Source organism: Streptomyces flavochromogenes (assembly GCF_000717595.1).
Taxonomy (GTDB): domain Bacteria; phylum Actinomycetota; class Actinomycetes; order Streptomycetales; family Streptomycetaceae; genus Streptomyces; species Streptomyces flavochromogenes.
This window is the reverse complement of record NZ_JNZO01000001.1, coordinates 22911-48227: the sequence shown is the minus strand read 5'-3', so window position 1 is coordinate 48227 and position 25317 is coordinate 22911. Positions and strand designations below refer to the sequence as shown.

Below are 25317 nucleotides of genomic sequence, written 5' to 3'. Positions count from 1 at the left end.
CGAGCGGCCGCGAGCCGACGCGCACGCACGACAGGGGCCCCTCTCCCGTCACGGGAGAGGGGCCCCTTCCCCGGTCTACAGCTCCTTCACCCGGATGTTGCGGTAGGAGATCACGTCCGTCGTGCCGTGGACCTGGAGCCCGATGTAGCCGGAGGCGTAGCGCCGGCCGTCCGTGCCCGGGTCGTCGCCACGCGGCGGCTGGAAGACCTGGCCACCGGTGTTGTCGAACTCGTTGATCAGTCTGCCGTTGCGGAAGACCGAGTAGTGCTGGCCCTCCACCCGGATCTCGTAGTCGTTCCAGGTGCCCTTCGGCGTCACCCCGGCACCGGCGAGGCCGACACGGTCGAAGCCGTAGAGCGAGCCCGTCTTGTACATGTCGCCGTCGGGCCGGTCCAGGACCTGGATCTCATGGCCGTACTTGATGGCGACCCACTCGGGACGGCTCTCCTCGGGGTTGTCGTGGACGTACGGGAAGCGCACGAAGACCCCGCCGTTGGCGTTGCCGGCGCCGGGGGCGTCGTCGCGCCACTGGAGCTTGAGCGAGAAGTCGCCGTACTGCCGCTGCGGGAACCACAGCATGCCCATGCCGGGCACCGTGGTGCTGCTGGTCATGGCCCCGTCCGCGCTCAGCCCGAACTTCCCGCCTCCGACGTGCTGCCACTTCGAGAAGCTCGCCGCGGTGCCGTCGAACAGGTCGCGGTACCCCTCGGTCTGGCCCGGCCTGCCGATGCCCGACTGCTTGGCCGCGCGGTAGATCTTCCTGTGCTCGCGCGTGTCGATGACGCCGTCGGCGAGCAGCCGGTCGATCACCGTGTCGACGTGCTTGAGGAACAGCGCGTGCGAGGACCAGTCCTTCTCGTCCTCGATGAGTTCGTTGACCGTGCAGCGGCTGTTCGTCATCCGGTTGGGAACACCGGTGTCGACGGTCCCGACGATCACCGTCAGCCGCTCGTCGAACTCGGGACAGCCGGGCGCGGGCACCCCGCCGCCCTCGGCGACGGTGAAGGCCGTGCTCCGGGCCGCGGAGGTGTTGCCGGCCTTGTCCGTCGCCCGGTACAGCACCGTGTGGCGGCCGACGCGGTCGACGATCACCGGGGTGGTGTACGCGAGGTACGGGCCGCCGTCGAGCGAGTACTCGATCCGCTCGACGCCCGAGTCCGCGTCGAACGCGGACAGCGTGACCGTGGCGCTGGTGATGTACGCGCCGTCGGAGTCGCGCGTCCCCGCGACCGAGGCGGCGGCCTCGGGGGCGGTGGTGTCGGGATCGGGCTGGTTGACGACCGTGAAGGCGACCGACTTCACCGCCGCGGTGTTCCCCGCCTTGTCGCTCGCCCGGTAGCGGACGGTGTGCTCGCCCGCCTGGTGCACCATCACGGGAGCGGTGTACGGCTGCCAGGCGCCGTCACCGATCGCGTACTCGATGGTGTTGACGCCCGACCCGGTGTCGGACGCGGTCACCGTCACCGTGGCCATGTCGAGATAGCGGCCCTGGTCGTCCCGCTCGCCCGACACGGTCGCCGAGGTCTCCGGCGCCGTCGTGTCGTCGGTGGGCCGGGCGACGACCGAGAACGCGGCGGTCTTCTCGGCGGCGGTGTTGCCCGCCTTGTCGCTCGCCCGGTAGCGGATCGCGTGCGCGCCGACCTGGTCGACGACGACCGGGACCGTGTACGGCTGCCACGGGCCGTCGGCGCCGACCGCGTACTCGACCTTGTCGACGCCCGAACCGGCGTCCGTCGCGCCGAGCGTGACTGTCGCCTGGCCGACGTAGGCGCCGTCGGCGTTGCGGTCGCCCTCGACCTTCGCGGTCGTCTCCGGCGCGGCGGTGTCCTCGCCGCCGCCCTCGGTGACCGTGAGGATGCCCTGCATCTGGCCGTGCCCGGGGATCGTGCACTTGAAGAGGTACCGGCCCGGGGTCAGCGTCACCTCGGCCGTGTGCCGGCCGCCGTTCGCGTCGCTCGGGTTGGCCAGGATGTTGAGCGGGACGTCGTTGTTGTACTCCGGGTCGGAGACGTCGAACGTCAGGGTGTGCGGCATGCCGGTCGTGTTGCCGGTGGCCGCGCTGTTCTCGAAGACGATCGTCGTCGGGCCGGCCACCGCCGTGGTCGGGAACTCCAGATAGCGGTCGATAGGATCGCCCGCCTTCCAGGTCAGCACCTGCGCGGCGGCGGTCCGGCGTCCGTCGTCGCCGCGTCGCGCGTCGTCCGCCCTGCCGTAGGCGGCCGCCGAGGTCAGACCGACGACCATCGCCACGGCGGCCAGCAGGGCCGCCCACAGGCGCGCGCCTCTGTGTCTCGCGATCACTGCGCCGTCCTCCTTGCCAGCTGGTCCGCGGCCGGGGTGGGCCCGCCGCCCTTGTACGTCACGCGCCACAGCGCGGAGTCGGGGTGCGAGGTGAAGAAGCCGCGCCCGTAGTCGAGGACGTACAGCGAACCGTCCGGGGCGAACTTCCAGTCCATCAGGTTGCGGATGCCGCCCTGCCCGACCGGGACGATCTTCTTCAGGGACTCGGCGTGCACGGGCAGTCCGCCCTTGCCGACGGTCTTCGGATCGGTGAGCACGGCGTGCCGTGGCTGGTCCCCGTCGTAGAAGTCACCGACGAACCACTTGCCGTCCCAGTACGACGGCCACTTGACCGCCGAGTCGCTCGCCGCGTCGTAGCGGTAGAGCGGGCCGTTCATGGTCGCCTGCCCGCCGCCCTTGAGCCATGGCAGCAGCAGCTTCTGCTCCTCCTGCCTGTAGCTCGGGACGCCGTCGGCGTTCCTGGGGTAGTCCACGCCGCCGCCCTGGGGCGAGTACCAGATCGTGTTCCCCGTCACCGGCGGCAGGTTCACCAGGCCGTCGTTGTTCGGAGACTCGTTCTTCGGCGCGTCGCAGTCGTACCAGCCGAGCGGCTTGGCCGGGTCGAGCGGATCGCGGTCCCGGTAGGGCTGCCTGTTGCCCATGCAGTACGGCCAGCCGTGGTTGCCCGCCGTGGTGATCGCGGCGAACGTGTCGTACTTGGCCGGGCCCCATGTCGTCGACGGCGCGCCCGCGTCGGGCCCGACCCAGCCCGCGTAGAGGATGTCGGTCGTCCTGTCGACGGAGATGCGCGCGGGGTTGCGGACGCCCATCACGTAGATCTCGCCGCGGGTCTTGCCGCCGCCCTCGTCGCTCTCCTGGCCGGTGAAGAGATTGCCCGCCGGGAGGGTGTACGTGCCGTCGGGCTCGGGATGGATCCGCAGGATCTTCCCGTTGAGGTTGTTGGTGTTGCCGGCAGTCCGGCGCGCGTCCGCGAAGGAGACGCCCCTGAAGTTCGGGGCGGGGTTGTTGCCCGAGTAACCTCCGCTGGATCCCGACGAGTTGGTGTCTCCGGTGGCGATGTACAGATTGCCCTTGGAGTCCCAGGCCATTCCGCCGCCCGCGTGGCAGCAGCTGTGGATCTGCACCGGCCAGCTCAGCAGCACCTTCTCGCTCGCCAGGTCGAGCCGGTTCGTCGAGAGATCCAGGGTGAAGCGGGAGACCCGCCGCTCGCCCATGTGCTCCACGCGGTCGATCCGGGAGTGCGGTGTGTAGTGGAGGTAGACCCAGCCGTTGGTCATGAAGCCGGGGTCGAGCTCGATGCCGAGCAGCCCCTCCTCGTTCTTGATCAGCTCGTCACCGCCGCCCTTGTTGCCGAAGACGGCGAGCGCGCCGGCCTTGGTGACCTGCCCGGTCCTCGGGTCGTAGACGTGGATCTCGCCGCTGCCCTTGCCGATGTCCGGGTTGTTCCAGTCGGTGACCACCGGCACGCTGGAGTCGGCGCCGCCGCGCCCGATGTAGAGGATGCGGCCGTCGGGGGCGGCGACGAGACCGTGCGGCTCGCCTATGTGGTCGTTCTGGCCGGGCTGGTTGGGCCTGGTGACGCGCTCGGCGGTGTAGTTGGCGTCGATGGTCGCCTTGCAGTCCGCCCGGGAGATCCGCGCGGTCCAGGCGATCGCGCCGCGCAGATGGTCGCGGAAGTCCGTCTCGGCGTAGCTGTCGACGGTGCCGCCCATGGCGGTGTAGAAGGACCGGCCGCCGTCGTAGTCGCGGCACCAGGACACCGGGTGGTCCCAGCCGTTGGGTGTGGCGGCGGGCTGGTACGAGGACTCGCGGACCCGCGCCACGGTGTGCACGGTGCCGGACGGGTTGCGGTCCCAGTTGAACCACTTGTCGGGCCGCTTCCACTCCAGCGGAAGGGACTTCGTGGCCGGGTGCTGCCGGTCGCCGACCTCCACCACCGCGCGCTGTGTGCCGCTCGGGGCGCCGGTGGGCCGGGCTCCGATCAGGCCGGTGAACCAGCCGGAGTAGGGCTCGGTGCGGGCGGCCTCGTGGACGCCGACGAAACCGCCGCCCGCCTCCATGTAGGCCTCGAGGCCCGCTTCCTGCGCGGGGTCGAGCACATCGCCGCCCCCGGTCAGGAAGACCACCGCGTTGTACGTGCCGAGCCGCTTGGCGTCGGTGAAGACGGCCGGGTCGGCGGTGGCCTCCGTACGGTAGCGGCCGGCGGCCGGGCCGGTGAGGCCGATGCTCTCGACGGCCGCGATGCCCGCGTCGACCGTCGGCGACTCGGCCGTCGCGGACCCGTGGAAGACGAGGACCCGTACCTTCGCGCCGCCCGGTGGCGACGGCAGGGATAACGTTGTCGCCGCCCTGGCCGACGGCGGGTCCGGATCCGGCTTGGCGGCGGCGGGGTTGCCGCCGAGCAGGGAGGCGGTCAGGACGCCTGCCCCAAATGCCGCCACGGCGAAGCCTGTTCTCGATCTCGACCGGTGATGTGGTGTGCGCTTCATGGGTCACCCATCCCTCTGAGGTCACAACGACAGCCGTTGAAGCTAGACCTCTTTGCGTGGTTCGCCAAGGGCTATGGCCGCAACCGGACGAACTTTGTCCTGGGTGTGGATAAACCATTACCGTCCCGCTACGGTGTGGGCCGTCCCCAGGAGCCCCCGTTGGCCCCACAGCCCGTCAATCTCCTCTGAAGACCGGAGAGTTCGACATGGACAGACGCAGCTTCAACCGTCGCCTGCTCGCGGGCGGGGCGGTCGCCGCGACCGGCGTGACATCGTTGTCCCTCGCCTCCGCCTCCAGTGCCGCACCCGACGCGGCCGCCGCAGCCGCCCCGCTGAGGACTGCCCCGGCCGGCGGCGCGATACGCCATCTCAACCTGTACGCCGAGAAGTTGGCCGACGGACGCATGGGCTACGGCCTGGAGAAGGGCAAGGCCACCGTGCCCGGCCCGCTCATCGAGCTCAACGAGGGCGACACCCTCCACATCGCGTTCGAGAACCTGATGGACGTCCCGGTGAGCCTCCACCCGCACGGCGTGGACTACGACATCGACAACGACGGTACGAGGATGAGCGGGAGCCATGTCGAGGCGGGTGCCACCCGCACGTACACCTGGCGCACCCACGCCCCCGGCCGCCGCCCCGACGGCACCTGGCGGCCCGGCAGTGCCGGTTACTGGCACTACCACGACCACGTGGTGGGCACGGACCACGGAACCGGCGGCATCCGCAAGGGCCTCTACGGCGGGCTGGTGGTGCGCCGCAAGGGCGACATCCTGCCGGACAAGCAGTTCACCATCGTCTTCAACGACATGACGATCAACAACCGGCCGGCCGCCGATCCGCCGGACTTCCTCGCCACCGTGGGCGACCGGGTGGAGATCGTCATGATCACGCACGGCGAGTACTACCACACGTTCCATATGCACGGTCATCGATGGGCCGACAACCGCACGGGCCTCCTCGCGGGTCCCGAGGACGTGAGCCGGGTCGTCGACAACAAGATCACCGGACCCGCGGACTCGTTCGGATTCCAGATCATCGCGGGGGAGCACGTCGGAGCCGGCGCCTGGATGTACCACTGCCACGTCCAGAGCCACTCCGACATGGGCATGGCCGGCCTGTTCCTGGTGGCCAAGCCGGACGGCACCGTACCGGGCCACGGAGACCACGGAACGCACGGTGCGGCGACGGCGAAGGAGGAACCGGCACCCCAGCCCCCGGGCGACACCCACCACCACTGAGTACCGCGGCGCGGGCCCGGCCCGGCGCCCTCGCGGCCGGGCACGACGGGCGGATCGCCCGCGTGACCCACATCACTTTCACCGTCCGGGCCTTTTCGTTATCCGCGCCCCGCTCCAGGCTCTCCCATGCGCAATCATCTCCAACGAACGGGACGGTCGGCGTGCGGCAGAGCACAGGAATCGAGCGGGACACGGAGCTGGTCCTCGCGGCGCGGAACGGTGACCCGTGGGCGCGGGACCAGCTGATCACCGCCCACCTGCCCCTGATCCACACCACCGTGGCACTCGCCATGAACGGCCGCCACGGTGCCGAACACGTCGAGCACGTCGTGCGCGAGACGATGCTCCGCGCCCTGGACGGGCTCCCCACCCTGACCGACGCCGGGGTCTTCCGGCCGTGGCTGGTCGCCATCGCCGTGGACGGGATCCGGCGGCACCGGCACCAGCAGCCGGCCGGGTACGACTACCGGGCGGCCGAGCAGCAGCCCGCGCACGGGCAGGCGTACGAGATCACCGAGGCGGCCCGCTGGCTGGACCCGGACGACGGCGAACAGCTGGCCCTGTGGTGGCTGGAGTGCGCGGGCGAGCTGACCAGGTACGAGACGGCGGCCGCCCTGCGGTGGCCGGCCGAGGAGGCACCGGCCCGGATCGAGGCCGTACGGGCCCGGCTCGACGCCGCACGCGTCGTCGTCGGCGCCCTGGCCGGGAACCCCGCCTGCCCCTTCCTGGGCCGAGAGGCGGCCGACTGGGACGGCCGGCCCTCCGCCCCGTGGCGCGACCACCTGGCCCACCACACGATCGGCTGCGGGCACTGTGCCCCCCGCTGGCAGGCGCTGGTGCCGGCGGAGCTCCTCCTCGCGGCCACCTCGCCCGTCCTGACGGCCCGGACGGACGAAGCCCTGCGGGCACCGGCGACGCCGGCCTCCGCGTTCGCCTCCGCATCCGGTGGGTTCGGCACCGCCCCGGCCCCGCACGCGGCCGCCGACGGGGACCCGTACCGTACGTCCGAGGACACCGCCCCGTCCGGCACGGCCCACCTCGGCGGGTACGGACACGACCACGCGGCGGACCTGACGGAGCCGTACGTCCTGGCCGGCACCGCGGGCCACACCCGCCCCCACATAGCCCGGTCCGCACCCCTCTCCTCCCCCTCCTCGGCGCCCGGCCGGCACGGTACGCGCGCGGCCCTTCGGCGTCGTCGCCAGACGCAGGAGCGGAGCCGGCGCCGCGCCGTCATCGCGGCCGGCGTCGTGGTCATGGCGGTCACGGGCGGGGCGTTCTCGCTGTCCGGCGGCCGCGGCGGGGACGACGAGATCCTCGGGGCGAACCGCGTGACGGCCCCGGAGCTCGACCTGCCGCTCGACCAGGACCCGTCCACCCACTCCGGGTCCCCGTCCGCGGCGACGACCCCCAGCACCTCGCCGTCCGCCTCCAAGACCGCCACCGGACGTCCCTCCGCCTCGGCGTCGCCCAGCGCGCGGCCCACCACCGCGTCGCCCCGCCCGGTCCGCACGGCCAAGCCCGCCCCGGTGAAGACGACCCCGCCGCGCACCGCGGCACCGACCCCGGACGCGCCGCCGACCAGGCCGGGCTCGGGCTCGGGTGACGAGGCCGGGAACGGCACGGGCACGGGCCCGCAGAACGACCACGGGAACGGCTCGGAGGCCGACCAGGTCATCGCCCTGGTCAACGCGGAGCGGGCCAAGGCGGGCTGCGGCCCGCTGAGCGCGAACGCGACCCTGACCAGGGCGGCGCAGGGCCACTCCGACGACATGGCGGCCCGCGACTTCTTCGACCACACCAACCCCGACGGCGCCGGTCCGGGGGAGCGGGTGACGGCCGCCGGATACCCGTGGTCGACCTACGGCGAGAACATCGCCATGGGCCAGAGCTCCCCGGAGCAGGTCATGGAGTCGTGGATGAACAGCCCGGGCCACCGCGCGAACATCCTCAACTGCGACTTCAAGGAGATAGGCGTCGGCATCCACTCCCAGGGCGGGCCGTACTGGACCCAGGTCTTCGGCGCCCGCTGACAGAAGGGGGTGCGGCCCGCGTCGACGCGAGCCGCACCCCCTGCCGTTCCTGCCCGTCAGGGCGTGACGGGGACGTTCGTCAGGCCGCTGCCGGCGTGCGTCACCGTGTTGGAGGCGTGCACGACGTTCGGGTCGGCGGTGCACTTCGACGGCGAGGTGATCTTGATGGCGTACGCACCCACGCCACCGAGGTCGGACCGGTTGCCGCGCCACACGTTGCCGCAGCCGTTCGGGAACGACGGCGTCGTCGACGGGTTGTGGGTCTCATAGCCGTTCGCGAACGTGCCGGGTGAGGAGAACGTCCCGGTGTTGTTCTCGATCAGATAGCCGACGCCCTTGGCGTCCACCCACGAGTCGGCCGAGTTGGAGCCGCTGATCCCCGACCCGTCGAAGGTGTTCCCCCGGATCACGCCGTCGGACGTGCCCTCCTTGATGTCGACGTGCTCGGCGGCGACCGACGGGCCGATCCTGTTGTCCAGCACCTGGACGCGGTCCGACCGGTCCACGCCGCCCTGGTTGCCGTGGCAGGCCCAGTTGGAGCCGGCCGAGCCGATGTAGACCGCCTCGCCGTACCCGGCCTGGACCAGACCCGTGTGGGTGATCGTCGAGTTCTTGATGACGCCGTCGGCCGAGGAGCGCCGGAAGTGCACCGCCTCCTCGTCGACGTGGTGCACGGAGAGACCGTCGAGCGTCACATGGGGGGAGTCGTCGAGGACGACGCCCTTCTTCGACTCCTTCACCGTGAAGCCGGTCAGCTGCCAGTACGGCGCGCCGTACAGCCAGAGTCCGTAGCCGGAGTCCCAGCCGGCGGTCGGAACGGGGCAGGACGGGGCCGTACCCGACGGGCCGTCGTTGACGAGGACGGCGCTCGACGGACCGGTGAGCGTGATCGGCGCGGCGGCCGTCCCCGCCTGCTGCGTCACGAACGAGCCCCGGTACTCACCGGCGGCCAGCCTGATCGTCTGCCCGGGCCGCGCGTTCGCCAGCGCGCTCTGCAACTGCCCTGCGGTGGACACGTCGACGACCGGACCGCCACCGCCGTCCGGCCCGGTGGTCACCTCGACGGAGCCGCTCGCGGCGGACATGTTCCCCGCCGCGTCCCGCGCCCTGACCGTGTAGCCGTACGAGGTCGAGGCCGCGAGCCCGGTGTCCGTGTACGAGGCCGACGCGGTGCTCCCGACCCTCGTACCGCCCCGGAAGACGTCGTAACCGGTGACGCCGACGTCGTCCGTTGCGGCGTCCCAGGCCAGCGAGACACTGCTCGCGCTCGTGCCCGTGGCGCGGAGCCCGGCCGGGACGCTCGGCGCCGTGGTGTCCGCGCCGCCCCCGGGGGCGGGGGAGCCGTACACCTCGAACTCCCACAGGGAGTAGCCGTACGCCGTGCCGCGCGCGGTCCCGAGCATCCGGACGTACCGCCCGGCGCCGGTCACCGCGAGGTCGTCCACGCCGCCGTCGCCGGTGCCGGTGGAGTGGACGTCGGTCCAGTTCGTGCCGTCGTTCGAGGTCTGGATCCGGTACGCCTTCCCGTACGCGGCCTCCCAGGTGAGCCTCACCCGGGAGAGGGCGTGCGAGGCGCCGAGGTCGACGCGGATCCACTGCGGGTCCACGCCCTCCGCGCTGGCCCACCGGGTCCCGGTGTCGCCGTCCACCGCGAGGGAGGCCTCGAAGCCGGCCGCCTCGGCGGAGGATGCCGTCGCCGGCCGGCCCCGCGAGAGCAGGGCGGGAGTGGGCGTGCCCCCGCCGCTCCGCGTGGTGGCGGAGACCGCGCCGCTCGCGCCGGAGCCGTTCCCGGCGGCGTCACGGGCCTTGACGGTGTAGCCGTACGTGGTGGAGGCCGTGAGGCCGGTGTCGGTGTACGTGGTCGAGGCCGTCGTCCCCACGAGCGAGCCGCCCCGGTACACGTCGTAGCCGGTCACACCCACGTTGTCGGTGGACGCCTGCCAGGCGAGGGAGACGCTGTCCGCCGTCGTGCCGGTGGCGCGCGGCGCGCCCGGGACGCTCGGTGCCTCGCTGTCGCCGCCGGGGCCCGAGCCCGTCGACTTGAGGAAGAGTGAGCCGGACGTGTCCGTCCTCGTGGCGTTCACACCGGCGTGCGGGGCCCTGCTGTAGTCCAGGTTCTCCCTGCCCGCCCAGTCCGGGACGGGAGTGCCGTTCTCCGCCAGGTGCCGGTACGCCGAGGCGTCGGCGGCCGCGCTGCCCAGTTGGTACAGACGCCGGCGGTCGGCGTAGTAAGGCTGATAGGGGCCGCCGGCCGTGGTCTGCTTGCTGAGGTCGTTGCCGTAGAAGACGTTCTGCGGGCCGGTGGCACCGGACCACTTCACGGCCTTGGGGCCCGCGCCCCACCAGATCGGCCACCAGGTCGAGTCGTCGGGGCCGCCGCCGCCCTCCTCGCCGCAGTTCGCGCGGCAGTTCTTCGAGGAGTTCTCGAAGGGGACCGCCGCCTTGTTGTTCTCGAAGAGGTTGCGCCGCTCCCAGCCGCCGTGCAGGTTCAGGTCGCTGTCGAAGTCGTTGCCGACGACGACGTTGTCCGATGCGGACCACTGGAAGGTGAAGTGACGCAGGTTCCGGCTGGTGTTGTACGCGTACAGCGAGTCCCAGACGCGGGAGCCGCGGAAGTAGCCGTTGCCGCCCTTGCCCTTGTTCCAGGAGCCGTCGAAGGAGGACTCCTGCACCTGGATGTTCTTGGCGCTCTCGGTGACGACGGCGTGGGAGCCGGTCATCCGGGTGCCGACGCGCCGGATCCAGACGTTGGCCGCCCATTTCAGGACGATGCCGTGCTGGGCGTACTCCGGGGCGATGTTGCCGAAGTCGGTCCGGGCGTCGTCCGGGTCGACGTCGTACGTGCCGCCGCCGAGCCTGGGCATCCCGTCGAGCTCCTGGGTGATGCTCAGGTCCTCGATCCCGACGCCCTGGACGACCTTGAGCGGTGTGACACGGCTCGGGTAGACGGTTCCGCCGATCGCGGCCGAGCCGTCGGAGGTCGAGTCGAGCGGCAGCTCGTACTCGAGCGGCTTGTCGAGGGTGAGGTTCCTGCCCGCGCTGTCCACCGCGGCGATCTGGAAGATCTGCTGCCGCATATGCTGGTTCACGTACGTGGACGAGTCGGTGATCGTCTGCTGCTGGTAGAACTTCGCCGTGTTGGCCGCGCCGACCCAGAGATGGGCGCCGACCGTGAAGCGCGACATGTCCGCGTCGGCGGCGAGTCTGATCTGCGTGGTGCCGATCGCCGAACCCTCGCGCAGCGGGATTCCGCTCGCCCAGTGCTGGTTGACGCTGCCCTCGAAGATGTCCTTGCGGTCGGCCGGGGCGGAGGCGTGGTCGCTCGTGTACTTCGGCGAGACCTCTCGGGTCTGCACCCGGAGCAGGCCGCGGCCGGGCCAGGTCCAGCCGCCCTTCCCCGCCCCGTGGGTCATGCCGTCCTCGTCCCAGTCGCCGCCGTCCGGGGTGAGGGTGTCGTAGCGGGTGTTCGCGTCCGGCCGGAACGCGAGCGTGGTCTGCCCCATGCCCGCGCCGCGGAGCACCATGTAGTCCGCGTCCAGGGAGAGTTGGCGCGTCACGACGATCCGGCCGGCCGGCAGGGTGATCGAGGACAGCCTGGTGTAGCCGGCCGACGGGGTGCAGTCGGTCCTGATGGCGTCGACGGCCTGCTGGAGGCCGGTCGTGGCGTCGCCGCCGTCGGCGCGCACGCCGTACCGGGAGGCGAGTTCCTCCGCCGTGATGTGACAGGCGGCGTCGGGGTGGGCCTCGGCGGGGCCGGGGAGCGCGGCGCCGCCCCGGTATCCCGCCCTGCTCCAGTCCGGCAGGCCCGCGACGGGTGCCCGTCGGTTCGCGCTGCTCAGGTCGGGTACGGCGAGGGCCGCCGTGCCGGTGGCGGCCGTGGTGGCGGCCCGGTCGCCGGGGACCGCGACAGCGGTGCCGCCGCCCAGGCCGGTGACGCCCGTCAGCGCGGTGGCGACGGCCATGGCGAGCACCATGGCGCGGTGCCGTCGAGGGGTGCGGTCTCTGCGTGCGGGGCGTGCCTGATGTGCGTGTGACATCCGACGTCCTCCGGGGGAGTGCTGCGCGAAGGCAGCGGTGGGGGCTCACATCGATGATCGGCCAATGGTTAGGAAGTGTTCCTAACCATTGCGCGGAGACTAGAGACGGCCGGGGGGTGACGCAATACCTTGCGCGGTATCCGCAGACATGACTGCAATTCAGATATGTGGTCAGCGTGGGTGTTTGAGGCCCGTCCGGACGGTAGCGGGCCGTTCTCGTGACGTCCGGCAGGCCGCTACGGGCCGATCGGAAAGCGCCCGTACCGTAGGGGGCGGCCGCGCGCCGCCCCGAGGAATCGACGACCAGGAGCCCCGCACCGTGATCGCCCGCGAACCCCGTCCCCTCCGCAGCGTGCGCCGGCGACGCCACCGTCTGCCGGCCCTCACCCTGGCCGGCCTCCTCGCCGTCGCGGTGGCCGGATGCACCTCGCCCGGAGACGGGGGCGACGGCGACTCGGTCCCCTCCTCCCCGCCGCCCTCCTCCCCCCGCGCGGCCGTCCCGCCCGAGCCCCACGTCGGATTCGACTACCAGATCGGCGGAGCCTACGCACCGCCCCCCGGGGTGGGCGCCGTCTCGCGCGACCGCACGGCGAAGCCGGCGAAAGGGCTGTACAACATCTGCTACGTCAACGCCTTCCAGGCCCAGCCGGACGCCACCGACTGGTGGGAGGAGAACCACCCCGACCTCCTCCTGCGGAGCGCGACGGGAGAACCGGTCGTCGACCAGGACTGGGACGAGGTCCTCTTCGACGTCTCCACACCGGCCAAGCGCGAGCGGCTCGCCGCGATCGTCGGTGAGTGGATCGACGGCTGCGCCGACGCCGGCTACCAGGCAGTCGAGGCGGACAACCTCGATTCGTACGAACGGTCCCGGGGCCTCCTCACGCCCGAACACGACCTCGCCTTCGCCCGGCTGCTCGTCGCCCGGGCCCACGCCGCCGGACTCGCGATGGGGCAGAAGAACGCCCCCGATCTCGCGCAGCGGGGCCGGAAGCTCGGTTTCGATTTCGCGGTCGCCGAGGAGTGCGGTCAGTACGACGAATGCGGCCCCTACGCGACCGCCTTCGACAACCGGGTGCTCGTCATCGAGTACGAGAGGAAGGGCCTGGCCCGAGCCTGTGCGCGCTGGGGCGGGACGCTCTCCGTCGTCCTGCGCGACACCGACGTCCGCCCCGCGGGAGAAGCCGGGTACGTCCGCGAGACCTGCTGACGGGGGCGGCCGGCGACGTGGACCGGACCGCGCCACCGACCCACCCCCGAGCGGTCAGGGACGAGGCGCGACCGGCACGTAGTACGGGCGGTTGTGGGCGGCCACCGGGGGAGACTGGTACGTCCAGGCGCCGGTGGCCGGTTCCCCGTCGCCGACGAGGGCGAGGGCGTCACGGCCGAGGTCGCTCTCCGGGGCGTGCACCGTCAGCCGTGCGCGTCCCGCGTGCGCCGGCGCGGCCAGGTCGTACCAGCGGTACGGCTGAGAGACGTTCATCGGGCCGGCGAGCAGACGCCCTTCGAGGTCGGTGCCGTAGCCGGTGATCGGCGCGGAGTTGGCGACGGCGGGGGCGAGGCCGTCGAGTTCCGCCGTGAGGTCGACCAGGGGACCCAGGTCCTCGTCCAGGGTGCCGTCCACGCCGATCGTGGCCGCCTTGCACCGCACGTTCCAGGTCTCGCCCGCAGGCCCGTTGAGCGACGGCAGATCCACCTCGAACCGGCCCGGGTACTTGGGTTCGGCATAGAGCTCGCGCCCCGCCCTGATCGCGAACGGGTTGTCGCAGACGACGTGGACGCGCGCGATGCCGAGCAGCTTGGTCTGGTCCCAGCCCTGCGCGTACTGGGCGTAGCTCAGCCGCGGCAGTCGCCCCTCCGCGCCGGTCGGGAACGCGACGACGTTGAACTCGATCTCCTGCGTGACACCGCCGCCGAAGGCGTACTGCGCGAAGTACAGCTGGTAGTCGAGGGAGACCAGGGCGCGCCCGTCCTCGAACTCGGCAGCGGTCAGATCCGGGTGGTGCTTCGCGAGCAGTTCCCGGACCGGCCCGGGGGCGACCAGCCAGTCGAGGCCGATCTGGTGCAACGCCCCGTAGTGGAAGGGGAGCCGGAAGGGCTCGGACACGGGCGGCAGGGGCAGCGGTGCGGTCATTCCGGGACTCCTCGGGTCGGTGAGGTCTCGCTGGCGGTGGGGGAGGTCGGGGGCGGGGCGAGGGGCACCGGACGGTCGCGGGACGCCAGGTCCGCCTCGACGCGCTCCGCGCTGCGCAGGGCGAGCGCGGCCATGGTCAGCGTCGGGTTGGAGGTGGCCACCGAGGGCATGCTGCCGCAGCCGACCGCGTACAGGCCGGGGTGGTCCCAGCAGCGCTGCCAGGAGTCGACCACCGACGTGTCCGGGGAGTCGCCCATGATGTGGGTGCCGGCGGCGTGGCCCGCCCCGCGATAGCCGTACGTACGGCCGCCGTACTCGAAGCGGCCGGGCCAGGCCGCCGCCGGCGTGTAGTCGGTGTGGTCCTCGGCGCCGAGGAGTCCGAAGATCTGGTCGGACACCGCCCTGGCCGCCGCCATCCCCTCCTTCACGTGCGTGTCGAGGTCGTAGGTGACCAGGGGGCGGGGCAGCCCCAGCGGATCGCGCTCGGTCGGGTGGAGCGTGACCCGGTTCGCGGGGTCGGCGCTCTGCTCCATCTCGAACTGGAGGGTGAACTGGCGGCGGATGCGGTCACCGACCGCCTTCCGCAAGTCGGCCCCGATCAGGCTGCGTTCGGCGAGGAAGTGCCGCACGTCGGTGTCGACGGGGCCCTTCGCCCAGACCCAGCCCCAGGTCCCGAACTCGACGCGGAACGGCGCCCGGACCCGGCGCGCCGGGCCCGCCCTGAAGCCCTCGAAACCGGAGACCGAACCGGGACCCCGATACGGCCCGGCGTCCTCGGGCAGCAGGCCCCAGGTCAGCAGAACGGGGTGGTCCATCAGATGGCGACCGACCTGGCCGCTGCGGCCGGCGAGCCCGGAGAGCAGCAGCAGTCGGGCGTTCTCCACCGCGTGCGCGGCGAGCACCACGACATCGGCGTGCGCGACGGAAGCCCTCCCGTCGTACGAGCGGTACTCCACGCCCGTGGCCCGCCCGCTCGCGTCGACGAGGACGCGGCTGACCACGGACCGGTCCTTGAGGATGACGCCGGTGCTCCAGCGGCCCTGGGTCTTGAGCGGGGTGTACTTCGCGTACGAAGGGCAGTGGGGGATGCAGCTCGCGTTGCCCACGCAGCGGCTCTCCGGCTCCGGCCGCCCGTGGCGGCCGCGCGGAACGTACCCGCGGCCGGCGTCGTACCGGGGGTCCGGGACACCGTTGCGCGCGTGCGGGGTGCCGACCACCCGCAGTTCGACCTCGCGCCGGGCCACCGGATCCGTCACGCGCCGCCCGTCGAGGCGGGCCGCGAGGACGCCGTCCAGGCGCGCGGCCGGCAGCGGCCGCATGGGAAACACATAGCCGTCGGGGAGGGGCAGCCCGACGTGCTCGCGCTGCTCGTCGGCGTCGCCGGCCACCCCCAGCTCCTCCTCGGCCGCCCGATAGGAGGGCTCGAGCTCCTCGTAGCCGAGCGGCCACCGCCGCCCGTACCCGAAGGCCTCGGTGTCGAAGTCCTCCGGGAGCATGCGGGGGGCGAGTCCGGTCCAGACATTGCCGGTGCCGCCGTTGGCACGGACGTATCCGCTGGCGTACGGCAGCGGCCCGTCCTGGTGGAGATGTCCGGCCGTCCGGTACCCGGGGGTCCCGTCCGCGCCGACGATGTCCGTCACCTCGGGCGAGGGCGCTTCCGGGCGGGCCCCGAGGGCCGAACCGGGAACCAGGCCCGAGGCCGCGAGGTACGTGGTCAGCGGATCGTCGACGGCTCCGTCTCCGGGATCCGCGGCGCCCGCCTCCAGGACCAGGACCCGCCGGCCGTACCGCCCGAGCCGGTGGGCGACGAGCGAGCCCGCGACACCGGAGCCCACCACGATCACGTCGTAGCGCGTCACGGCCCGCTCCCCTCGGCCGCCTCATCCCGGCCGCGGCTCTGCGGACGGTCGGGGGCCGCGGCCCAACTGCCGTACCCACCGGGGCCGGTGGCGGGTGGCTTGAGTCCGGCCGCCTTCCACACCAGGCCCTCGGCATAGGCGCGCGGGGACACCAGGAACGGCGGCGGTCCCGGCCAGCTGCCCGTGTACCAGAGGTAGGCGACCGCCTCCGCCGCCTTCCGCAGCTCACGGTCCCCGGCGTCGTCCGGTTCCCCCGGCAGCTCGCGCAGCAGCCGCGCGTACCGCTGCGCGCCGAGCTGCTCCGAGGCGACCGCGCGGTACGCCTCGGTCATCCCTGTGGCCTCCAGGTCCGCTCCGTCGAAACCGGTCAGCCGTGCGGACAGGGAGGTGAAGCGCTGTGACTCGTCTGAAGTGTGCACGCGGGCATGGGTGCCCCACCCCTTCCCGGGCCATGCGCCACGCCCCGGGAAGGGCTTGATCACGACCCCTGGGCGTACGGGTCACTCCTCGTCGTCACCGCTGCCGGCGCCGGGCTCGTAGTCGTCCAGTTCGGCGCGCAGCGAGGCCGGGCCGCTCGTGGGGCCCTCCCGGAGAAGGGTGAGGAAGCTGCTGAGGGGGTGGTGCTGGGGTCGGGCGTCGTAGTCGATGCCCTCGGGGTCCCGGTACTCGTCCAGCCGGGCGAACGGCACGATGACGTAGGGACGCCGGGACCAGGGGTGGCTGTCCGCGGGGTCGGGGTCCAGCCGCCAGCGGGTGCCGCGGGTGCGGTTGTGGACCTCGCCGACGTACCAGCAGGCGACCTGGACCAACGGGGTGTGCTCGCGGGCGAACAGGTCGTCGACGGAGGTGACGTGCTCACGGATGAGGGCCTCCACGCGGTCGAGGGAGCGTTCGCCGAAGTCCCAGCCGCCGCCGTGCCGGCGGCTCCAGTCGGCGAAGCCCTCCCGCTGCTCGTCGAGCCACGCGCTCAGACGGGGGTTGTCGGCGTGCGCCGTGTCGATGCGCTCGGCGACGGCGTGCTCGTCCTCCTCCCTTTCGTCCCCGCCGGCTCCCTCGTTCTCGTACTCCCAGATTTCGTCGCTCACAACAGCTAAGCCTAGTCCTCCATGTGACGGCAAGAATCCGGAATCTGCACGGAGTTAACACATGCCGCGCCGCCGAATCCGCATTGCGGCGGCAAAGCGAGCCCCTAGTATCGGACCGCTTGTGCGGCGCCCACGTGAGCATCGGGGGCCCTGGCGCCACACAACCCCGAACCGACCCGTGGGGCTCCCGGGGGAAGCACTGTGAAGCCAGCACGAATAGCGCGCCGCTGGCGTGCGCTCAGGAACAGCCTGCTAGCACTCGCCTGTGCCACCGTCATCACGATCACCGGCCAGCCCGTCGGCGGCGTCGCCGAGGCCGCGCCGGCGCCGCCGAAGCTGAAGCCGGGCAAGCGCTGCGACGAGATGTACGGGGTGAAGAACGTGCCCACGGGCGGCCTGCCCCAGGGCGACGCCTCTCGTGCGGTGGACCGTTGGGACACGTACGACTACACGAATCCCGGTCTCCAGTTCGACGGCCTCAACCCCACCCGGGCCGAGCTCGACGCGGCGGGCACCGACTACAAGAAGTACGACCACAGCGACCCGAGGCGCATCTACGCCCGGTTCAACGCCCAGCGGCGGTGGACGTCCTTCCGTGACTACCTCTCGAAGGTCTACATCCCGAACCAGGGCTACGACGCCCGAGGGAAGGCCTTCATGGCCAAGGTCGTGCGCGAGATGGGCCTGACGGGCCCGGACTGGATCTGCGAGAAGGAGTTCAACTTCGTCGACCCCGACACCGGTGAGCGTCATGTGCGCCGGCTCGACGCCTACAACAAGCGCAGCCGGGAGATCGTGGAGGTCAAGTCCAACGGCAGCCCCGACGGCCGCGAGAAGCCCGCGGACCGGGCCTGGGCCAAGCACCAGGGCTGGCGCTCGTACAAGTACACCTACGTCTTCGCCGAGAACCAGACCCGCGACGCCAAGAACTTCATGAAGGAGCTCAAGGACACCGCGGGCAAGGACGCGCTCGGCCGCGACCGGGTCCGTACCTACGACTACCAGTCCCACCACAAGGGCGTGCCGCCCAAGGGCACCGAGAACGGCCCGTACCGCGCGAACAGTACGACCATGTCGCCGGGCAACGGCGCCTCCACCGGGTCCCGCGGCTCCGGCAACCAGGTGATCAACCAGTCCCCGCCGAACCCGCGGACCCTCAAGGAGCAGCTCGACCGGCTCGGCAGGACCGGCGAGCGCGCGCTGATGAACCGCGGTCTCGGGGGCATCGACTTCACCACCCTCGACCTGCGCTACATCGGCAAGGGCAAGGGCGGCAAGGGCCTGGACTACGCGTTCTCCGCCAAGTCGGTCGAGGACGAGTACGCGGCCGGGTGGGGCGGCCAGGAGAAGGGCGACCTGATCTCCGACGCGTTCTTCACCTGGCTCGCCCTCGACCCGTCCACGTTCTGGGTGAACCTCAACCCGGACGAGCCGAACCGCATCATCGACGCGGGCTTCGGCAGGACCGACGCGGGCCGGGTCCTCCTGGAGGCCGACCTGGAGCTGAAGCACGACATCTTCAAGGCCATGGACCCGGAGACGGAGGCGGGCCGCGCCTTCATGAACGCCCTGCCCCAGCGCAACGGCTTCCCCTGCTGGGCGGGCTTCCGCTACTGGATCGAGCCGGAGACCGCGGTCGTGCGCGAGCAGGACGGCGGCATCCACATCCTCGACACCCCGCTCAAGCTGTCCACGGTGCCGCAGGAGACGACCACGCAGCCGCCCGGCGGGAAGGGCTGCGACCTCACCGAGGCGGAGACGCAGCAGTCCGACCGGGTACTCGACCGCTACATCACCCCCCTCGTCGCGGAGAAGGTCAACAACGGCGACTACTACGCCGATCTGCGCCGCGTCTACACGGCCCGGGTGGCCGCCGAGTGGGTGCGCCAGAACGCCGCGGACATGCCCGCCGAGTACCGCGGGATCATCAACAGCAACGACGTGAGCCGCTGGCCGCTGCGCGACCCGCACCGGAACTGGACCGGCAAGCAGGTCTGGGACCGCTACTACAAGGCCTTCACCGAGGGCACGTTCAAGTACAAGTGGTCCAACGGTGAGGAGGTCTACGTCTACACCGTGGGCGGGGTCGACTTCTCCAGGCAGCCCAAGAGCAACATGAACCCGGTCCGCTTCCGCACCGAGCAGCGCTACAAGCCCCGCACGGTCGGCTACGCGGTCGACACGATCGCCGACGACCCGAACAAGGAGGGCTACCTCATGTTCGGCGGCAACAGCGCCGGACAGTCCGAGAACGGCACGCCCGGTCCCACCCCGACCGGTACGGCGAGCCCGACCGCGACCCCGTCCCCGACCGCTACGGGCAAGCCGACGCCGACTCCGTCGGACCCGGGACCGACGGCCAGTCAGTCGCCGGCGGCCACCACCCCGCCCGGTCCGAAGGACCCTGACGGCGGTCTCGCCGACACCGGCAGCAGCACTCCCGTCGGCCTGATCGTCGGCATCGCGGCCGTCGCGATCGGCGCGGGCGGCGCCCTCGTCTGGTGGCGCCGCCGCCGGACGCACACCGGAGGCTGACCGCTACCGCACCGGTACGGAGGACGGGCCCTTCCCCATGGGGAAGGGCCCGTCCGCGTCATGCGTCGGGCAAAACCTGAGAATTGTTCACTTTCCATTGACAGGGTGGACCCGGGGACCCGAAAGTGCCGTGAACAACCCGCACCCGCCGATCGAAGCGAGTCCTCATGACAGCGCCCGCACCCGATTTCCCGGCCGGCTTCCTCTGGGGAGTCTCCGCCTCCGCCTTCCAGATCGAAGGCTCGCTCACGGCCGACGGCCGAGGCCCCTCCAGCTGGGACGCCTTCACCGGAGAAGAAGGGCGCGTCAAGGACGGCTCGCGCGCGGACGTGGCCACCGACCACTACCGGCGCTACCGCGAGGACGTCGCGCTGATGGCCGAACTCGGCGTCGGCGCCTACCGGTTCTCGGTCTCCTGGTCCCGCGTCCTGCCCGACGGCCACGGCCGCGTCAACGACAAGGGGCTGGACTTCTACGACCGGCTCGTCGACGAACTGTGCGCCGCGGGGATCGCCCCGGTGCCCACGCTCTTCCACTGGGACACACCGCTCGCCCTGGAGAAGAACGGCGGCTGGCTCGACCGCGACACCGCCGAGCGGTTCGCCGCCTACGCCTCGGTGGTCGCGGAGCGGCTCGCCGACCGCGTACCCAGGTGGATCACCATCAACGAACCCGCCGAGGTCACCCTCCTCGGCTACGGCCTCGGCGAGCACGCCCCCGGCAGGCAGCTGGTCTTCGACGCCCTGCCCGCGGCCCACCACCAGCTCCTCGCCCACGGCCTCGGCGTGCAGGCCCTGCGCGCCGCGGGCGCCCGCGAGATCGGCATCGCCGCCTCCCACAGCCCCATCTGGACCGCCGGCGACAGCGACGACGACCGGGCGGCCGCCGAGCTCTACGACACCCTCACGAACCGCCTCTTCGCCGACCCCGTCCTGACCGGCACCTACCCGGCGGGCCTGGCCTCGCTCCTCCCGGGCCCGGTCGCGGAGGACCTCAGGACGATCTCGACACCCCTCGACTGGTACGGGATCAACTACTACAACCCGATGCTCGTCGGCGCCCCGCAGCCGACCGCCGCCGCCGCCGCGGACGCCGGCTCCTCCTTCGGCGGCATCGAGATTCCACCGGACCTCCCCTTCTCCATCCGGCAGATCGAAGGACGCGAACTCACCGACTTCGGCTGGCCGGTGGTCCCCGACGGACTGCGCGAGCTCCTCGCCACCATGCGCGAGCGCTACGGCGACCGGCTGCCTCCCCTGTACATCACCGAGAACGGCTGCTCGTACGCTGACGGGCCGGACCCCGAGACGGGGCGCATCGACGACGCCCGCCGGGTCGCGTACCACGACGGCCATGTGCGCGCGCTGCACGAGGCGATGGCCGAGGGCGCCGACGTCCGCGGTTACTTCGTCTGGTCGATCCTCGACAACTTCGAATGGGCGGAGGGGTACCGGCAGCGCTTCGGGCTCGTCCACGTCGACTACGAGACGCTGGCACGGACGCCCAAGGAGTCGTTCGCCTGGTACCGCGACCTGATCAAGAGTGGCAGATGACCGCCGAGGGGACGGCGGCGGAGGGAACCGCCGCCGCACCGGCCCCCGGGACCGGTCCTCCGGCCGGCGGGCGGTGGGTGGGTGCGCTCTCCCTCGCCAACCTCGGGGTCTGGGTCGGCTGGTTCGGCCCGCTCCAACTGCTCCTGGCCCGCCAGGCCGAGCACCTGACCCCCGACCACAAGGCGTCCACCCTCGCCCTCGTGACAGGCGTCGGAGCGGCGGTGTCGATGGTCGCCAACCCCGTCTTCGGCGCGCTCTCCGACCGGACGACGGCGTCCGTGGGACGGCGGATCCCCTGGGTGGTCGGCGGGGTGGCGGGAGGCGCGGCCGGACTGCTCGTCCTCGCCGCCGCGCAGAGCGTCGCGACCGTGATCGCCGGCTGGTGCCTGGTCCAGCTCGCCCTCAACGCGGCCTTCGCCGCGCTCACCGCGGCCGTCCCCGACCAGGTGCCGCCGCGGCAGCGTGGTCTCGTGGGCGGCTGGCTCGGCGTCTCCCAGGTCGTCGGCATCCTGGTGGGTACGGCCCTTGCCACGGTCGCGGGCGGGGTGGTCGGCGGATATCTGGCCTGCGCGGTCTTCACCGTGCTCGCGGCCGTTCCCTACGTCGTGATGCGGCGCGACGCTCCGCTCGCCCCGGCAGCCAGGCCGGCCTTCCGGTGGCGGACGTTCCTCGGCGGCTTCTGGATCGACCCGCGCCGCCATCCGGACTTCGGATGGGCCTGGCTCACCCGGTTCCTGATGAACCTGTCGTACTCCATCAGCACGATGTACCTGCTCTACTACCTGACCGACGCCGTGCGCTACGACGGCGACGCGGACAACGGCGTACTGATCCTCACGGCGCTGAACGCGCTCACCCTGCTCTCCACGGTGGTGATCAGCGGGATCCGGTCGGACCGCAGCGGCCGGCGCAAGTCCTACGTGATCCGGTCCGGCCTCGTCATCGCCGCGGCCACGCTGCTGCTCGCCGTCTGGCAGACCTGGACGGGCGCCGTCGTCGCCTCGCTCGTGCTCGGCCTCGGGTTCGGCGTGTACACGGCCGTGGACTTCGCCCTGCTCACCGACGTGCTGCCGACGGCGGAGGACCGGGGCAAGGACCTGGGCGTCATCAACATCGCCAACGCGCTGCCGCAGGTCCTCGCGCCCGTGATCGCGGCTCCGGTCGTCACCCACTTCGGCGGCTACACGGCCCTGTACGCCCTCGCGGGCGCCCTGGCCCTCGCGGGTTCGGTCCTGGTACGCCGCATCCGGTCGGTCTCCTGAGGCGACGGCACGCCGTCGGCGCTGGATCCTGCCGCCGGTGCCGTCGCCCCGTATCGCACCTCGCGGTCGGAGCACGAGCAGCGCGTCGAGCGGTGCCGCGTACGTCCGTTCCGGCTCCCGCCGGCGCCGCCCCCGCGCGCCGGCGTCCGCACGTCCCGGGCCCTCCCCGGCCTCTGTGCCGTTCACCGGCTCACGGGGGCGGAAGGACGGAAGGACCATGCCGGACGGCCCGGTCGTGGACCTCGGACTCCCGGACTCAGACCTCGGGAAGGGACGGATCGGGTGTCCAGGGGGTCGGCGCGGTGACGGCCCAGCGTTCGTGGTCCCGCCAGCCTCCGTCGATGTAGAGGTAGTCGGGGGAGAGCCCCTCGTAGCGGAAGCCCAGCCGCTGGACCACGGCCAGGGAGGCCTTGTTCCCGGGCTGGATGTTGGCCTCGAGACGGTGGAGCCGCAGCTCCGTGAACGCGTACTCCAGGACGGCCGTGAGCCCCTCGGTCATGTAGCCGCGCCCCGCGGACGGGGCGAACGCCGCATAGCCGAGGGACGCGCCCTGGTAGCGGCCCCGGATGACCGAGTTGATGTTGACCATGCCGGCGGCCGCGCCGGTCTCCCGGACGCGGATCAGCAGGCCCCGGTTGGTGCCGTCGTCGAAACGACGCATCCAGGTCCGGAACTCCTCCGCGGTGGTGGGCAGTTGCATCCAGGGCCCGTGCAGCTCGGAGCTGGCGCGGACCAGCGAGCAGAACTCTTCCTGGTCGGAGAGGGTGAGCGGGTGCAGTTCGACCCGTGACGGATTGGTGAGCATGGGCCAACGGTATCCGCCGCACCCGGGCGGTCAGTGGATCCTGTGCTCCGTCCAGAACGGGCCGAGGTCCTTCGGGGTCGCCGCCTGGGCCGCGCGCTTGAAGTCCGCGGTGGTGGCGACGCCCAGCCAGTGGTCCCGTACGTAGCCGCGCAGCATGCTCGCCGTCTCCGGGCCGCCGAGGACGCGCTCCAGGTCGTGCAGGGCGCAGGAACCGCGCCGGTAGACGACCCGGACGTACTCCGAGCGGCGACCGTCCGCGTAATAGGCCATGGACCGGGTGAGGGCGGCCGTGTCGCTGGGCCACATGCCCTGGTCGTCCCAGCAGGTGGTGGTGTCGAGGCGGTAGTAGAGCTCGTTCGCGTACTGGGCGAAGGACTCGTCGAGCCAGGGCGAGGCGAACTGGTCGTTGCCGACGATGCCGTAGAACCACTGGTGGGCGATCTCGTGGACGACGGCCGACCCCTCCGGTTCGGTCCACAGCAGGACCAGGCCGGGGAACTCCATGCTGCCGAAGTCGTCGAGGCTGTCACTCATGACGAGGTCCAGTTCGCCGTAGGGGTAGTGTCCGAAGCGCCTGCCGAACTCGTCGACCGAGCCGACGGCGTCCCGCAGATCGGTGGCGACGCCCTCGGGGGACGTGGTGGCGGTCCAGTACGCGTTCAGCCGGACCCCACCGGGCGTGGTCACCGTCTTCGACGCGAAGGGACCCGCCGCCCACGCGAAGTCCCGTACCCCGTGCGCGACGCTGGTGCTGATTGTGCGGCCGGGCGCGCCCGCGCGCCGGGTGGTGGTGCCCGTCGCGGGGACGACGAGCGCGCTCGGGTGGTCGAGGGTGACCCGGAAGTCACCGGCGAGCGTGTGGAAGCTCTCGCCGAAACCGACGTCCGGGTCGAGGTGCAGGCCCTGCGCGTCGCGCACGGACAGCAGCGGCAGCGCGTTGCCGAGATAGCGGTACGCGCCGTCCTTGCCGAAGCGGTGGACGCGGTCCGGGACGGTGATGGAGACGTCGAAGGAGACGCTCCCACGCGCGCCGTACGGCAGGGGCGTCGGCAGGTCGATCCGCAGCGCGGTACAGCCCACGGCGAGCGGCCGCGGTGTGCCGCCGGCGACCCCGCTCACCCGGACCGGGGACGGACCGGCCGGGGTCCCGCAGCCGTCGGTGCCGTTGCCCCACAGCCGCACGTCGACCGAACGCAGCGGTGTGCGGGCGGCGTTGCGGAAGGACACCGTCTGGCGGCCGGTCCAGCGCGAGCCGTCGTCGTCGGCGCGCAGTGTCACGTCGTACGAGGGGCGGTCCGGTGTCGCCGCCGGCGCGGCGGCCGTGGAGTCCGGGGGCTCCGCCGGGGTCTGTGCCACGGCCGGCCGAGGGGCGAGCAACAGGACGGCTGCGAGGGCGAGCGCCGGCGCCCGCCACAACCTGAGCGAGGTCATGACAAGCACGCTAGAGCGTGGGCCTGCCCGGACGGGCGTGTTCCGGGGTGCTGCCGGGAAGGCGGCGCACCGCCGTGTCCGGACCCGCGCGACCGTGGGCCGCCGTCGGATCCGTGACCACGCGGTCGCCCGCGCGTACCTGCCGTCGCCGCCGCCCCCGTTTGACGCAACCTTTAACGTCACCTGCTGTGCGGACGCGCCGCGCCGAGGTGACCTTCCGCTGTCGCGCTTCCCGTCGCGGTCGATGTTTCGCAATGGAATGGCCAAGTCCCTTTGATGGCTGGGTAAACGCCGCACGTGACCGGCGTCGATTCGCGACCGCAACGGCTTGACACGACTTGTGGTCTATGGCTGGCTGGGGACCGGTCGTGCTCGGGAATCGTTCGGAAGAGCGGTCTTCGAGCGTGACGTTCAGCCCGGCGTCTCGTGTGCCGGGTCAACGGGGAGTGCCACCATGTGGCACACACAGGGGATATCGGGGGATATCTATGTTCACGCGCAGCCGGTCCGGTTCGGCGCCATTCGCACGCCGCCGGACGTAGCGGCTCTCAC

The 25317-nt window shown here is 71.9% G+C and carries 15 protein-coding genes; 6 read left to right on the top strand and 9 right to left on the bottom strand.

Annotated features, from left to right (window positions below):
* Positions 1-75: 75 nt before the first annotated feature.
* Complete coding sequence (locus IF00_RS0100130) at positions 76-2244, bottom strand: OmpL47-type beta-barrel domain-containing protein (RefSeq protein ID WP_078944496.1); 2169 nt, start codon at positions 2242-2244, stop codon at positions 76-78.
* A 53-nt stretch (positions 2245-2297) separates the two neighbouring features.
* On the bottom strand, positions 2298-4790 hold the full coding sequence (locus IF00_RS0100125) for a ThuA domain-containing protein (RefSeq protein WP_030312908.1): 2493 nt from the start codon (positions 4788-4790) through the stop codon (positions 2298-2300).
* A 206-nt stretch (positions 4791-4996) separates the two neighbouring features.
* Between IF00_RS0100125 and IF00_RS0100120 the strand changes: the two genes are divergently transcribed.
* Together IF00_RS0100120 and IF00_RS0100115 are read left to right on the top strand one after the other, a co-directional pair.
* A complete protein-coding gene (locus IF00_RS0100120) occupies positions 4997-6031 on the top strand; it encodes a multicopper oxidase domain-containing protein (RefSeq protein WP_030312907.1) in 1035 nt (344 codons plus the stop codon).
* A gap of 161 nt (positions 6032-6192) precedes the next feature.
* Complete coding sequence (locus tag IF00_RS0100115; RefSeq protein ID WP_051819569.1) at positions 6193-8064, top strand: CAP domain-containing protein; 1872 nt, start codon at positions 6193-6195, stop codon at positions 8062-8064.
* A 56-nt stretch (positions 8065-8120) separates the two neighbouring features.
* Here the strand turns inward: IF00_RS0100115 and IF00_RS40770 are convergent, their stop codons facing one another.
* Complete coding sequence (locus IF00_RS40770) at positions 8121-12101, bottom strand: discoidin domain-containing protein (protein WP_209439714.1); 3981 nt, start codon at positions 12099-12101, stop codon at positions 8121-8123.
* Between the two features lie 322 nt (positions 12102-12423).
* Between IF00_RS40770 and IF00_RS0100100 the strand changes: the two genes are divergently transcribed.
* The gene (locus IF00_RS0100100; RefSeq protein ID WP_425338247.1) at positions 12424-13311 is read left to right on the top strand and encodes an endo alpha-1,4 polygalactosaminidase; all 888 of its coding nucleotides are present in this window, start codon (positions 12424-12426) and stop codon (positions 13309-13311) included.
* 54 nt (positions 13312-13365) lie between these two features.
* Here the strand turns inward: IF00_RS0100100 and IF00_RS0100095 are convergent, their stop codons facing one another.
* The 4 genes from IF00_RS0100095 to IF00_RS0100080 all read right to left on the bottom strand — a co-directional run bounded on the left by IF00_RS0100095 (position 13366) and on the right by IF00_RS0100080 (position 17179).
* Positions 13366-14235 (bottom strand): hypothetical protein, encoded by an 870-nt coding sequence (locus IF00_RS0100095; protein ID WP_030312904.1) that lies wholly within the window; start codon positions 14233-14235, stop codon positions 13366-13368.
* Entirely contained in the window at positions 14232-16094 is a 1863-nt protein-coding gene (locus IF00_RS0100090; RefSeq protein WP_037637296.1) for a GMC family oxidoreductase, read from the bottom strand. The genes IF00_RS0100095 and IF00_RS0100090 overlap by 4 nt, the downstream gene beginning before the upstream one ends.
* Positions 16091-16513, bottom strand: a complete 423-nt coding sequence (locus IF00_RS0100085; RefSeq protein ID WP_051819568.1) for a hypothetical protein — start codon at positions 16511-16513, stop codon at positions 16091-16093. Before IF00_RS0100085 ends, IF00_RS0100090 begins: the two co-directional genes overlap by 4 nt.
* 81 nt (positions 16514-16594) lie before the next feature.
* Complete coding sequence (locus IF00_RS0100080) at positions 16595-17179, bottom strand: hypothetical protein (protein WP_245234383.1); 585 nt, start codon at positions 17177-17179, stop codon at positions 16595-16597.
* A 201-nt stretch (positions 17180-17380) separates the two neighbouring features.
* Between IF00_RS0100080 and IF00_RS0100075 the strand changes: the two genes are divergently transcribed.
* The 3 genes from IF00_RS0100075 to IF00_RS0100065 all read left to right on the top strand — a co-directional run bounded on the left by IF00_RS0100075 (position 17381) and on the right by IF00_RS0100065 (position 22529).
* Positions 17381-19714 carry an LPXTG cell wall anchor domain-containing protein gene (locus IF00_RS0100075; RefSeq protein ID WP_037637295.1) on the top strand — a complete coding sequence of 778 codons (2334 nt, stop codon included), beginning with the start codon at positions 17381-17383 and terminating at the stop codon, positions 19712-19714.
* A gap of 167 nt (positions 19715-19881) precedes the next feature.
* A complete protein-coding gene (locus tag IF00_RS0100070; RefSeq protein WP_030312899.1) occupies positions 19882-21267 on the top strand; it encodes a GH1 family beta-glucosidase in 1386 nt (461 codons plus the stop codon).
* Complete coding sequence (locus tag IF00_RS0100065; protein WP_051819567.1) at positions 21264-22529, top strand: MFS transporter; 1266 nt, start codon at positions 21264-21266, stop codon at positions 22527-22529. Before IF00_RS0100070 ends, IF00_RS0100065 begins: the two co-directional genes overlap by 4 nt.
* Before the next feature lie 256 nt (positions 22530-22785).
* On the opposite strand, the gene IF00_RS0100060 is transcribed toward IF00_RS0100065, so the two are convergent.
* A complete protein-coding gene (locus IF00_RS0100060; RefSeq protein WP_030312897.1) occupies positions 22786-23334 on the bottom strand; it encodes a GNAT family N-acetyltransferase in 549 nt (182 codons plus the stop codon).
* Between the two features lie 30 nt (positions 23335-23364).
* Entirely contained in the window at positions 23365-24765 is a 1401-nt protein-coding gene (locus IF00_RS0100055) for a M1 family metallopeptidase (RefSeq protein WP_030312896.1), read from the bottom strand.
* Positions 24766-25317 lie beyond the last annotated feature (552 nt).

Bases quoted from the DNA above. Each gene is read 5' to 3' on its own strand.
- IF00_RS0100060 (WP_030312897.1), bottom strand. From the start codon at position 23,334: ATGCTCACCAATCCGTCACGGGTCGAACTGCACCCGCTCACCCTCTCC.
- IF00_RS0100130 (WP_078944496.1), bottom strand. From the start codon at position 2,244: ATGGTCGTCGGTCTGACCTCGGCGGCCGCCTACGGCAGGGCGGACGAC.
- IF00_RS0100095 (WP_030312904.1), bottom strand. From the start codon at position 14,235: ATGACCGCACCGCTGCCCCTGCCGCCCGTGTCCGAGCCCTTCCGGCTC.
- IF00_RS0100055 (WP_030312896.1), bottom strand. From the start codon at position 24,765: ATGACCTCGCTCAGGTTGTGGCGGGCGCCGGCGCTCGCCCTCGCAGCC.
- IF00_RS0100125 (WP_030312908.1), bottom strand. From the start codon at position 4,790: ATGAAGCGCACACCACATCACCGGTCGAGATCGAGAACAGGCTTCGCC.
- IF00_RS40770 (WP_209439714.1), bottom strand. From the start codon at position 12,101: ATGTCACACGCACATCAGGCACGCCCCGCACGCAGAGACCGCACCCCT.
- IF00_RS0100065 (WP_051819567.1), top strand. From the start codon at position 21,264: ATGACCGCCGAGGGGACGGCGGCGGAGGGAACCGCCGCCGCACCGGCC.
- IF00_RS0100120 (WP_030312907.1), top strand. From the start codon at position 4,997: ATGGACAGACGCAGCTTCAACCGTCGCCTGCTCGCGGGCGGGGCGGTC.
- IF00_RS0100070 (WP_030312899.1), top strand. From the start codon at position 19,882: ATGACAGCGCCCGCACCCGATTTCCCGGCCGGCTTCCTCTGGGGAGTC.